The organism is Paenibacillus arenilitoris, assembly GCF_014705655.1.
GTDB classification, from domain to species: Bacteria; Bacillota; Bacilli; order Paenibacillales; family Paenibacillaceae; genus Pristimantibacillus; species Pristimantibacillus arenilitoris.
Genome location: NZ_JACXIY010000001.1, coordinates 184,754 through 196,788, shown reverse-complemented (window position 1 = coordinate 196,788; position 12,035 = coordinate 184,754). Strand labels below are relative to the sequence as shown.

Genomic DNA, 12,035 nt, shown 5'->3' with positions numbered 1-12,035 from the left:
TCTACTGCGCCCCTCCAATCCATACGGTACCCATCGGATAATAGCCGTCCTCCATGCCTTCGATCGCAAGCCGCACGTTTCCGATCTCCTCGACGCCGGTGACGATGCCGATCTCCAGCCTGTACGCGCCTTCCGGCAAATGATCGGGGACGGTATAGCTTTCCTGCCACCAAATATCCTGATCGGGCAGCCATTCGCGCGGATCTTCCTTACATAAGAAGACATGCGTCAGACCGTTGCCGGCCAGCCTTACGACAAGCGGATATCGGTTGTACATCGGCGCCACGCCTACATTGGCCCAGAGTCCCGCGATCCGCAGCTCCCCGCCGGACCGCACCTCCGAATCGTAGGTGAGCTTGCGGAGCTCGAACCGGTAACCCATTCTGTTCAGCCACCGCTCCACCTTATCCCGCCACGGCTCCGGCACGACCGTCCCCTTGTTGTTGAAGGACGAAATATGCCATTTCAACGATTCCGCAATAATATAATCGATATCCCATCCATGAACGTACCAATCGTTCATATGCCAGCACGCCTCGAACACGACCGGCGCCTTCTCCCAAGCGTCTCCCATCCCGAAGTTCTGAATATTTTGCGGGTAGAAGTCGGTCATATGCGACCACTTCTCGCCGTGAAACCCGCCCATATCTCCCAGACAGTCTACGCGAAACCCGACCTTCGCCTTCCGGTCCGTCAATATACGCATCGAGACGGGGTCGTGCAGCAGCGCCTGAAGCGGCGTCAGCTTGAATCCGTCCAAATACGCGTCGGCTACGCGCGCGATGGCCTCCTCCCGCATGTATTCGGTACCTCCGCCCTCCCCCCAGGCGCCCACGATCGCAAGGTCGACGGAGCTGATAACCGGATGCCCGTCGAAGCGGGCGGCGAAAGCCCGGATAAATTCCGCCCAATACTCGGCGTACGGCGTCGTATTCGGATCCACCCGCCAGAACGGAAACCCGGGCTTCTCCGGATAGGCCGCGCGAAACCAATCCGGAATATCGTCCTCTTCGTTCAGCGCATAAGGGGAGCAGCGAACGATGGCCGAGCACCCGATCGACCGGGCCTGGTTCAGCTTCTCCTCGATGCGCTCCCAGCAATAATCGCCCTTCGCGGGCTCTGCGTCCTTCCAGCGCACGCTCAAAAAGCTGACTTTGCTGTCGGGGTGGTTGAACGTTACGCTGTCAGCCGAAAATTTGTACTTCGCATGTTCCACTCCCGAGTTGTCGTATATCCTCTCCGGCTCCCCCATCAGCCGCGGCGCTGCCGTAAATCCGATTCCGGGGTTCGGAAGCAATCCGTCGCGGATGACCGGATATACGGTTACAGGTTTGTTCATCGAATAACCGCTCCCCCTCAAAGAAAATCGACAATTTGTTACGTCATTAATGCAAATTGTTTAGTAAACTTCATGAGTTCATTATAGCATGCCAGTGACAAGTTTCAAGCACTTTTTTATTTCCAAAAAAATAGTATGCGCTGTCATTTGAAACTTGCGGAAGAATTATGTTAGTATTCATCACATTTAGCCAGCAAGAACCTCATGTTTTTAAACGAAATCGGCACATCCCTATTATTTATTGTTAATTACATGTTAGTTATACCTTTAAAATCACAATCTTTTGTTTCGTCAATTTAACGTAACAACTAGAAAACAAGAGTGAAACATTCTCGTATTATTGATAGCATTTTGTTTCGTAAAATGGTATATTGCATACAGATGACGCGGATCAACCGTCTATGCCGAATCGAAAAAGGAGAATTCCCGCTTATGAGTACCATTCGTGAAGTCGCCCGCCTCGCCAATGTTTCCATCGCGACCGTCTCAAGAGTGCTGAACAATGACTCTACCTATAAAATCACGGAAGAAACGCGAGCCAAAGTATGGCAGGCGGTCACCCAGCTGAACTACAAGATCAGCTCGAACGCCAAACGGCAAACCGTCGTCAACGAGGCGCCCGCAAGCAAACCTGCCATGAAGATCGGATGCGTGTTAAGCGTAACGAAAGATAAATACAACGATCCTTATTTTATGTCCATTCTGTCGGGGGCGGAGGAGAGACTGATCGGAGAAGGCTGCGATATCGCCTTTGTGCGGACCGGATATGAGCTTGAGGATAAGAAGATTCTGTTCAATACGTTCAACGAGCCGATAACGGGACTTATTCTAATGGAGTCGCTGAACGGGGAAAGCTACGACTATATCCGGAAGCAAGTGCCTTACATTGTCGGAATCGATACCGCGCATCGGGATATCGACAATGTCGGTTACGACCACCATCACGTCGCTTCCGCCGCGGTCCGGCATCTGATCGATAACGGGCATAAGGAAATCGGATTCATCGGCGGAAGCGGCGCGGGTAACATTAAGGACAGCCAGCGGTATCGAGGCTATTACGCGACCATGCACGCCGCCGGCTTGCCGGTCCGTCCGGAGTGGGTCATCGACTGCATGTGGGATGAAGCCGTATGCATGGAACGGATTAACCGGCTGTGCGTATCGGGAAGTTATCCGAAGGCCTTTTTTGCCGCAAGCGATTTGATGGCCATGGCAGCCCTCAGCGCGTTCTATAACAATGGCATTTCCGTTCCCGATCGTGTAGCCGTCATCGGCATGTCGAATATCGAAATGTCCAAATACACCAGTCCGCCGCTTTCCACCGTCCATGTGCCGACCAAGGAAATCGGCATGGTTGCGGTCGATCTCTTATTCGACCGCATCAACGGAAACGATATGCTCCCGCGAAAAGTGCTGCTGCCGACCGAACTGATCGTCCGCAGTTCGACCTGAGCGCGCGGGTAACGAGAACAAAGACCGGAAGGCGTAAGCCGTTCCGGTCTTTGTTCATTTCTCCCTGCGAATTGGCGGCCTTCGAAAAATCAAGGGGAGATTTCGCAGGAAAAACCAATCGATCCGCTGGTTGTATTTGTTAAGGAGGATATTAAAATTAAATGAAAGGAGGCGAAGCCGATTGGAGCTTGAGTACCATCCCCACCTTGTTCCGAACATCTTTTTATTCGCGGACCGCCGATGTTATCCGGATTGGAAAATTCAAAAGGCGACGATCGATTTTCATGACCTCACGTTCGTCGTGGACGGCCGGGCCGAGTATTACATTAACGGAAAAAAGTACGCCGTCGAGGCCGGCGATCTGATCTACGTTCCGGGAGGCAGCGTCCGGGAAGCCCATACGTTCAAGGATTTTCCCATGCATGCGTATCCGTTCAACTTTTTTTGGGCCGAGCCCCACAATGAGGTCCTGCTCCCTTTCGGAGTCGTAACGAAGAAAGCCATCACCAAAGAAATTCTGTGCTACATCCGGGAGTTCAATCAAGTGTGGATGAGCAAGCAGCCGTTCTATATGATCCAGGCACGCGCATTGTTCGAGCTCATTCTCCACCGCCTGCTCAGCGGCTTGCATCGCCGATCGGCGATGCCCGTCGATCTGCGGATCAAGAAGCTGACTTCCTTTATATCCGATCATTATTCGGAAGCGATCACGATTAACGATTTGGCCGAGCGTTTTAACCTTCACCCCGTATACTTGGGCAAATTGTTCAAACTGAACACCGGCTCCACCTACAAAGAATATTTGCACCGCATACGCATCAACAACGCCGAGATGCTGTTGTCGGCTGGAGACTTTACCGTAACGGAAGCCGCCGAGCGCTGCGGCTTCTCCGACATCTCCTATTTCAGCAAAGTATTCAAGGAATTGAAGGGCTATCCTCCGTCCGCCGCGAAAAACGCGAATAAATAGAAAGCGATTATTGCTTCTTCCAAACCTCGTCTACCGCGGCTTGGAACGGCTCTTTATATTTCTCGACGACCGTCGCCACCGAAACGCCTTCCAATATTTCTCCCGTAAATTCGTAATAAGGCATCGAAGGATATCCGCCGATATCGTCGATCACTTTAATGCTTTCTCCGGCTACTCTGGCGTTGTTCAAATCGTCTTCGTTGCTGAACAGCGTTTCGAATCGGGACTGCTTCGGATAATCGTACATCGATTCGATATCGTTGATTTTCTCGTAGATGTAGACCAATTGCTCCGGATTCTCGACCGCGCTCGGAATCGTCAAATAGTTCGGTATCGTATTATGCGAATGGTATTGCGCGGCGCTTGGTCCTTTGGGAAACGGCAGGAAGCCGATGTCGTAATCCGGCATATCCTTCTTCAGGTTTTCCATTTCATAATCGTTGCTGGCCCACATTAACGTGTTGCCTTGACGGAAGAACTGGCCGGGCTCCGTCCAGTCTCCGCCTTCCGTCGGTCTGGCGATGCCTTCGGTTGCGAGCTTCGACAAGAAGTTCAATACTTCCAGCGTCTTGGGATCCTCGAGGTTTTGTTTGTCTTCGGCGACCAGATTCGCTTCGTTGGCAGCCATGGCTTGCACGAGAATCGAAGCGCTTGCGAGTCCCCAAATATCCAGCTTGCCGTCATTGTTCGAATCTTTGTTCCCTTCTTTGGCGGCTTGCATGAAGGTCTCCCAATTCCAGTTGTCCTCGTTCACGTATTGCTGCAATGGCTTGAGGCCCAACTGATTCATCAGCGTGCGATTGTAGAATATGCCCGAGGATGCGCCGTTAATGCCCGCCCTGAAACCGTAGCCTCTTCCTTCGTATTGGGAGTATTCGTTTGTATATTGCTGAATGAACACTTTTTCGTTCTTCGTGTACTCGTCGACCGGCCAGAACAGCCCTTGCGCGACGAGCGACGGAATCATCCATGGACGGGCCAAACGGATGATATCGCCGATCGGTTCCCCCGCAACGAGCGAGGCGGTTACTTTCTCTTGCAGCTCGGCGTAATCGACAACGACGTACTCCATTTTGAAATTGTGCTTCGCCATTAAGGCGTCCAAATTTTCTTTCATCTTGATGCTGTCCGGATTGTCTTCCTTAATCGATTCATCGTACCAGGATACCCATTTGATCGTCCGGCCGCCCGTATCGAACGCCATCTCCGGCGTGCCGCTCGCTTCTTCCTCACCGGTTTCGCCGCCGTTGTCCGCCTCATTCGTCGCCTCGGGCGCGTTCGCGGCAGTGCCCGAGCCGCCAGGCTCGTTCGTCGTCGATTCTCCGCCTGAATTGCCGCTGCATGCCGCGATGAACACCATAAGCAGACTGCAGAGCAGCAGCATCGTCTTCCGTTTCCGCATTTTCGATTCCCCCTAAATATTGGTCGCAAAGTAAATCGAAGCGCTATCATTACGATGAAGATGAAGCTCTATTAAAAATGATATAGCTGCTTCCTCTTGCGGGCCATAGAGGAAATCAATGCGATTTGTAATTTCTAAAAGAAACTTATGATCGCACCATCGATCCTTGACCAGTCGAACGTTAGTTGCCCGCCTTATCCGCGCCGGGCAGTAAAGAAGAACCGGCCTTGCGGCCGATCCTTCTCTCGCTTCATGGCATGAACGGAGCGGCCGGACAAAAACGAAGATCGTCCTGCGTTCAGCTTCTCTCGTAGCGGAAATAATCGAAATCGGCATAGCCTCCCGATTGGCCGGCGGCGTAGTTGAACAGGCCGATCCGGTAGCCCATAAAGTGATCGAGCGTATACTTCATCCGTAAAGCTTCGCCGATCGCCGTCCATTCCGAGCCGTCCGCGGAATAATAGAAGGTCGCCAAGTCGACGCTGTCTTCGAATTCGAATCGGATTTTCAAATAGAGAATGCCGCCGTCAAAACGTACGGATTCCCGTTCTATCTCTTCTCCGTTGCCACCGCTCACGCACATGGCGACAAATTTCCCGCCATCGTCCGCCATCTTGACGCCGACCGTGCCGAAATGGCTTTGCAGCGCGACGAGCCCGGCATGATCCCCCGGCTTCATACGGGCCGTGTCAAGAACGGTCTCCCCCGTACAGGAAGGGCCTTCCGTACGCTGCGTCAACGTATTGCGCGCCCGGACGACGCTGTCCGTCAAGCTTCCCGTTCTCAGTCTCAGGAAACCGGGCCGCTCCGTCACCGACCAGAGCCGGTTGTCCGGATTGTGGTTCCACTGCCAGTTCAAAGCGAGCCGATTGCTCCCGTAATCGAATTCGTCGCTGATGACGAGCGGCTTCGCCGGCGCCTTGGGCAAGTCCACCTCGAACCGCTCGGGCACCTTGCCGTCGATGCCGAATACCGGCCAATCGTCCTCCCAGGCAACCGGCACGAGGCAAGGGATTCTGCCGACTGCGTCATGATCCTGGAACAGCATCGCGTACCACTCGCCGGTCGGCGTATCGAAGATCCCGCCTTGAGCGACTCCTTTGTTACGATAGCCGAGGTCGTCGTCCAATACGATTCGTCGTTCGTACGGCCCCAGCAGCTCCCGCGAACGATAACAAATTTGACGGCGGCGCTTGCTGCCCGCGCTCGGCCATTCGATGAACAGCAAATAATAATAGCCGTTCAGCCGGTAGGCGTGGCAGCCTTCGCACCGCAGTCCGATGCCGTCCCGCTCCGTCTCGAACAGCAGCCGGTCGATCCCGCCGGGCTTCACGGCGGCTGCGTCCGCCGTCAGTTCGGTAATGCGAATGCCGCCGTTGCCCGAGAAGACGAACACCCGGCCCTCGTCGAACAGCAGGCCCGGATCATGCCGCAGACCGTCGATAACGGAACGCTCCCATGGCCCGCGTTCGATATCCTTCGTTCGGTACACGTAGAAACGGCGCGTGTCGTTGCTCGAGAAGCACACATAGAACGTATCGTTATGATGGCGCAGGCTCGCGGCCCAGGAGCCTTGTCCGTATATGTTTTTTCCATCCGTCAGGTTATGGGCGTCATTATTTTCGAGAAAATCGTATACGTAGCCGACAATCTCCCAATTCATCAGATCCCCGGATTTCATGATCGGGCAGCCGGGCATCATGTGCATGCTCGTGCTAACCATATAGTAGGAGTTCTCTACCCGAATCGGATCGACGTCGGGCACATCCGCCCATATAATCGGATTGGTTATGAGCGTTTTGTTCATCGCGCAGCCTCCAGAACGGACTGGAAAGACGCCTTCGGCTGATGCCGCGCGTCGAAGAGGAAGGGCCAGTTTTTACGTCCGCGTACCGGGAAATGATCGAGCCAGGTGTAATCGTCCGCGGCTCCCCAGAACGTAATGGACGTGAGATCCTCGCTGTATTCCTTGAACAGCTTGAACAACCGTCCGTATCGCTCCGCCTGCCGCTCGAGCATCTCGGCCGTCGGAGCGGTCAGATCGGTCCGCCGGTCCTCATGCGCGAAGACGGATACGTCGAGCTCCGTTATGTGCAGCTTCACGCCGAGGCCGGCGTACCGCTCGATCGCCTCCCGAATATGGTCCAGCGTCGGATGCTCCAAGTTCCAGTGAGCCTGCAGTCCGACGCCGTGAATCGGCACATCCCGCTCTTTCAGCGATTGAATAAGGGTATAGATCTTCTCCCGCTTCGCGGGAACGGATTCGTTGTAATCGTTATAGAACAACAGGGCGGCAGGGTCTGCCTCGTGCGCGTACTCGAACGCTTTGGCAATGAAATCCTCGCCGGCGATGTCCAGCCATTTGGAGGCTCTGAGCAGCTGTTCCCCGCCGTCCGCCACTGCCTCGTTCACGACATCCCAGGCATAGACGCTGCCCTTGTAGCGTCCGACCACTTCATCGATGTGCGACTTCATGCGCGCCAGCAGCATACCGCGATCGGCCGCTTCCCCCGAGCCGTTCTCGAATACCCAATCCGGCGTTTGATTATGCCAGACGAGCGTATGCCCTCTGACCGCCATGCCGTTCTCCTTCGCAAATTCGACCATCCGATCCGCGGCTTCGAACGTATACCTGCCCTCTTCCGGATGCACGCTGACGAATTTCATCTCATTCTCCGCCGTCAGGCTATTGAAATGCCGCGTCAGCAACTCCTTCTGCGTAACAAGCGTTCTCGGATTGACGGCAGCTCCAATCCGGAAATACTCCCCGAAAACCTCATGCAACCTTGGCCATTCATTCGTGCGATATTCCCTCATCTGCTTTCTCCTCCAATTGATCGTGATCAAAATGATTGCCGGACGGACTCCGGCACCCGCCAAACCTATATTCGTCCCTAGTCAGGATCAGACCGTCTCGTAATCGAACCATTCAAAGTGCGCCGGAGTATCGGACGGTGAACCATTGCCCGTCGCGTACATGGCGATCATGACGCCTGTGAATCCGCCCGCGACTTCGGTAGCGAGCAAGGACGTCTCCCCTTGCCCGAACCCGTAAGGCGCCGCCGACTCGGCGCCCGCGAAGCCGAAGGCATACCGATCCTTGTCGGCCAGAATCGTCAGCACGACGGAATCCACGGGCCAAGGCGCCTCGTTCTCTACCTTCCGCAACGAACCGATCCTGCGGCGGAAGATGAGCTTCCTCTCGCCTGCAATTCTCGTTACCGCGATCTCGTAGTGGAACCGTTCATTCATATAGACGGTCAGCCCCGCTTCCTCGCCGTCCCTCTGCGGCGCGAACGTCAAATAGGCGGATGCGCGGCAGTCGAAGTGCTGCTGTCTGCGCGCGACGAACGCCTGCGCCCCGATCTCGTTCAGGGTGGCTGCCGTTCCCCGCAGCGTCAGGCTGCCTGCCCGCTCCGATAATGACCACTTCTCCGGATCGGGGGAACGAAGGAAGCTCCACTGCGGTGCGAGCGACTCCCCGTCGAAATCGTCGCGGACCGGAGTCGACGCTCCTTCCTGAAGAGGGAGATTGCCCGCGGGCATCGTCTCGCCAACCGTACCGTTGTCGCCAATAACCGGCCAGCCGTCTTCGCTCCAAGTGACCGGAGCGAGGAACGTCTCTCTGCCGAGATGATGGCGCTTCGGATAGCCATGCGGCCTGATCGCCAGAAACACGGCCCACCAATCGCCTTCCGGCGTCTGAACGAGATCCGCATGCCCCGTCGCGTGTATATCCTTCAGCATGCTGCGATGCGTCAGGATCGGATTATGCGGACATGGCTCGAATGGGCCGTCCGGCCGCTCGCCTCTGGCGATCGTCTCCATATGGCCGTATTCGGTGCCGCCTTCGGCGATCATAAGGTAATACCAATGACCGATCCGGTATAGATGGGGAGCCTCCGGATATTGGCCTCCCGTTCCCGTCCATAGGAAAGCAGGCTCCGACAACCGCGCGCCCGTCTCGATATCGATCCGGCTTTGATAGATGCCGGGACCATTCGGGCCATGCGCGGAAGTCGTCAAGTAGACCGTTCCGTCCTCGTCGAAGAACAGATCCGGGTCAATACCTGGATGATCGACGAATACGGGTTTGGACCATTCTCCACGAGGATCGGTCGTATGCACGAAGAAGTTGCCTCCGGCCGAGATGTTCGTCGTCACCATATAGAAATTCCCGTCATGCTCCTGGATCGTCGGAGCGAAGATGCCGCCCGAGCTCGGGGCGCGGCTCAGATCCAGCTGCTCCGGGCTTGTCAGCACATGCCCGATCTGCGTCCAATGCACGAGATCCTTGCTGTGGAAGAGCGGCACGCCGGGATAATATTCGAACGAGCTCGTAACGAGGTAATAATCGTCCCCGTGCCGGCATACGCTCGGGTCGGGATGGAAACCGCTTATAACGGGATTTCGATACTGCTTAATCATACATTCTCCTTTAAGAAAACAAATTGTTCATCGTTGCTCTTTTTCTCCGAGCTGCTTCCGGCTATGCGAAGAAATGCCAATAACGGACCAGAAAGCCGGCTTCGCTTGATCGTTCCTGTCGAACAGCAGCGGGGCGTTCGTGCGCTTCACCGGGAAGCCGTTCAGCCAGGTATGATCGTCCGCGATGCCCCAGAACACAACGCCGCTCAAGATGGCCTTATTGTCCCGGAAGGCACGGAACAGCTCCCCGTACCGCTTGGCCTGCAGCTCGATCACGTCCTCCGGAATATCCGCGCCGAAGTCTCTGCGGTCGTTCCAGGCGTAGACGCTCATATCCAGCTCGGTGACGATATTATCGAGGCCAAGTTCCGCGAATTTCCGCATCGACGCGATAATGGCGTCAACGGACGGACCATGCACATCGATATGGGTCTGATGGCCGACGCCGTCGATCGGAACGCCCTCATCCAGCAGTCTCTTGACCAGCTCATACAGCAGATCCCGCTTTCTCGGATTGTCCGTGCCGTAATCGTTGATATACAGCTTGATATCCGGTCCGCCCGCCTCTCGCGCCGCGCGAAACGCCGTTGCGATAAAATCGGTGCCCGCGATGTTGTACCAGTCGCTGGCCCGCATGCCGTCCGGATCGGCCGGCTCGATAACCTCGTTCACGACATCCCAGGATGCAATGTCGTCCTTATACCGATCGACGATCGTTCGCACATGCGCATCGAGCCTCTCCAGCAGCAGCTTCTTGTTCGCTTCGCGCTTCGCCGGATCGGTCTCGTCCGCCATCGGCCTGCCTTCGGCATCCTTGAAAAACCAGGCGCCGACCTGGCTATGCCACACCAGCGTATGGAAGCGCAGCGCCATGCCGTTCTCCTTCGCGAATGCGACGATCCGGTCCGCATTCGTCCATTTGAACGTCCCCTCCGAAGGCTGAATGGCATCCGGCTTCATCACGTTTTCGGCAACGAGCCAATTGACGTGCTTCTTCAGCAGCTCGGCCTTCGGCCCTTCGGTCTGGAAAGGCTCGATGGCCGCCCCGATCGGGAAGTCATCGGCGAACGTCTCCGCAAGCGATGGAATATCCGCTTGCACCGACGGCTCCGAGGGCGACGGAACCGGCTCGGGCTCCTTTGCAGGTTCCGCTGTAGGAGCCGCGGAAGGAGCCGCGCTGAGCTCGGGCTGCTCCTCCGCGTTCGGATTATGCTCCGACTCCTCGCCGGACACCGGATCAGTCGCGCTCCGGTCATCCGCCTGCGAGCCAGCGAGAGTCTCTCCCGCGCCTCCCGCCTCAAAGCGATTCGCCCACAACAGCGCCGCTACAATGAATGCCGCCGCCAGAACGGCGTACAAGGCTTTGGCTGATTCTTTTCTCGATCCGGTCAATCGGCTACCCCTTTTCGTAGAACGGAAGGAAGCGCCTTGCCGATATGTTCGGCTCTCGCAAGGCGCTTTCCTTCCGTTCGATTCCATTTTTTTCTATCCGACAATGCCCGTCCGTTCGATACTTTCGACGAAATAACGCTGAACGAACAAATAAATAATGATGAGCGGCAATATGGCGAGCAGGATGCCCGTATCCTGCACCATGCTCAGGTAGAACGGATCGGCTTTGGAGGCGTCTCCGCCCGACAGCTCGATCGCGAGGTTGTACGGCAGCGACGACAATTGGGTCGACATCACCTTGCTCGAGGTGAGGTACGTCGTCGTGAAGAAGCTGTCGTTCCACTGCCAGACGAACGAGAACAGCGTCGTCGTAATGATCGCCGGAATGGCGTTCGGCAGCATGATGCGCGTGAACGTTGCGCTAACGCCTGCGCCGTCGATGTACGCCGCTTCCTCCACCTCCTTCGGAATGCCTCTGAAGAACTGCCGGAATATAAAAATATAGAGTCCGGCCTTCAGCGAGTTCGCCGTCAAGGACGTCAGAATAAACGGCCAATACGAGTTCAGCAGGTTGACGGGCTTGCCCGTAAGCAATGGAATAATGCCCATCAACGTAAAATCCTTCAAGTTCAAATAAATCGGAATCAGTATCGTTGTCGGCGGCACCAATATGGTCAGAATCACGCCGGCGAACAGCAGGTTGCTTCCCTTGAACTTAAGCCGGGCAAAGCCGTAGCCCGCAAGCGCGCAGGAGATGGCGGTCAGAATCGTCGTCGTCGCCGATAGCGCAAACGTGTTGAACAACGTTTCCCAATAGTCCATGATTTCGATGGCGTTCCGGAAGTTCTCAAGCGTCAGAGTTTCGGGAATCCAGACGACGATCGGCGAATACAGGTCCGTCTGATGCTTGACGGCCGTCGATATTTTCTGAAGAATCGGGTACAGGATGACGAACGCCAAACCGGCAATAAGCGTCAGCCGCACGATTGTCCATAACCAACGCTTCCAGCTTTCAATCGATAACAATCGGGTGAGGATCATCGCTTGCACCT

9 protein-coding genes are annotated in these 12,035 nt (G+C 55.5%); 2 read left to right on the top strand and 7 right to left on the bottom strand.

The window, feature by feature from the left end; all coding sequences use genetic code 11:
• Position 1: 1 nt before the first annotated feature.
• Complete coding sequence (locus IDH41_RS00680) at positions 2-1,339, bottom strand: DUF4832 domain-containing protein (RefSeq protein WP_190857330.1); 1,338 nt, start codon at positions 1,337-1,339, stop codon at positions 2-4.
• Positions 1,340-1,771: 432 nt separating this feature from the next.
• On the opposite strand from IDH41_RS00680, the gene IDH41_RS00675 reads away from it, so the two are divergent.
• A complete protein-coding gene (locus IDH41_RS00675) occupies positions 1,772-2,791 on the top strand; it encodes a LacI family DNA-binding transcriptional regulator (protein ID WP_190857328.1) in 1,020 nt (339 codons plus the stop codon).
• Between the two features lie 181 nt (positions 2,792-2,972).
• The gene (locus tag IDH41_RS00670) at positions 2,973-3,761 is read left to right on the top strand and encodes a helix-turn-helix transcriptional regulator (protein WP_190857327.1); all 789 of its coding nucleotides are present in this window, start codon (positions 2,973-2,975) and stop codon (positions 3,759-3,761) included.
• A gap of 7 nt (positions 3,762-3,768) precedes the next feature.
• Here IDH41_RS00670 and IDH41_RS00665 read toward each other — a convergent pair whose 3' ends face one another.
• The 6 genes from IDH41_RS00665 to IDH41_RS00640 form a co-directional block, all read right to left on the bottom strand.
• On the bottom strand, positions 3,769-5,163 hold the full coding sequence (locus IDH41_RS00665) for an ABC transporter substrate-binding protein (RefSeq protein ID WP_190857326.1): 1,395 nt from the start codon (positions 5,161-5,163) through the stop codon (positions 3,769-3,771).
• A gap of 298 nt (positions 5,164-5,461) precedes the next feature.
• Positions 5,462-6,970 carry a glycoside hydrolase family 43 protein gene (locus IDH41_RS00660; RefSeq protein ID WP_190857325.1) on the bottom strand — a complete coding sequence of 503 codons (1,509 nt, stop codon included), beginning with the start codon at positions 6,968-6,970 and terminating at the stop codon, positions 5,462-5,464.
• Positions 6,967-7,980 (bottom strand): endo-1,4-beta-xylanase, encoded by a 1,014-nt coding sequence (locus IDH41_RS00655; protein WP_190857324.1) that lies wholly within the window; start codon positions 7,978-7,980, stop codon positions 6,967-6,969. Before IDH41_RS00655 ends, IDH41_RS00660 begins: the two co-directional genes overlap by 4 nt.
• 87 nt (positions 7,981-8,067) lie before the next feature.
• On the bottom strand, positions 8,068-9,591 hold the full coding sequence (locus IDH41_RS00650) for a glycoside hydrolase family 43 protein (protein ID WP_190857322.1): 1,524 nt from the start codon (positions 9,589-9,591) through the stop codon (positions 8,068-8,070).
• Positions 9,592-9,618: 27 nt separating this feature from the next.
• On the bottom strand, positions 9,619-10,983 hold the full coding sequence (locus IDH41_RS00645; protein WP_223829332.1) for an endo-1,4-beta-xylanase: 1,365 nt from the start codon (positions 10,981-10,983) through the stop codon (positions 9,619-9,621).
• Between the two features lie 93 nt (positions 10,984-11,076).
• On the bottom strand, positions 11,077-12,024 hold the full coding sequence (locus tag IDH41_RS00640) for a carbohydrate ABC transporter permease (protein WP_190857318.1): 948 nt from the start codon (positions 12,022-12,024) through the stop codon (positions 11,077-11,079).
• Between the last annotated feature and the right edge of the window lie 11 nt (positions 12,025-12,035).

What these genes read in the sequence shown, in the direction of transcription:
- IDH41_RS00680 (WP_190857330.1), bottom strand. Translation starts at nt 1,339, where the DNA reads ATGAACAAACCTGTAACCGTATATCCGGTCATCCGCGACGGATTGCTT.
- IDH41_RS00675 (WP_190857328.1), top strand. Translation starts at nt 1,772, where the DNA reads ATGAGTACCATTCGTGAAGTCGCCCGCCTCGCCAATGTTTCCATCGCG.
- IDH41_RS00665 (WP_190857326.1), bottom strand. Translation starts at nt 5,163, where the DNA reads ATGCGGAAACGGAAGACGATGCTGCTGCTCTGCAGTCTGCTTATGGTG.
- IDH41_RS00660 (WP_190857325.1), bottom strand. Translation starts at nt 6,970, where the DNA reads ATGAACAAAACGCTCATAACCAATCCGATTATATGGGCGGATGTGCCC.
- IDH41_RS00655 (WP_190857324.1), bottom strand. Translation starts at nt 7,980, where the DNA reads ATGAGGGAATATCGCACGAATGAATGGCCAAGGTTGCATGAGGTTTTC.
- IDH41_RS00650 (WP_190857322.1), bottom strand. Translation starts at nt 9,591, where the DNA reads ATGATTAAGCAGTATCGAAATCCCGTTATAAGCGGTTTCCATCCCGAC.
- IDH41_RS00640 (WP_190857318.1), bottom strand. Translation starts at nt 12,024, where the DNA reads ATGATCCTCACCCGATTGTTATCGATTGAAAGCTGGAAGCGTTGGTTA.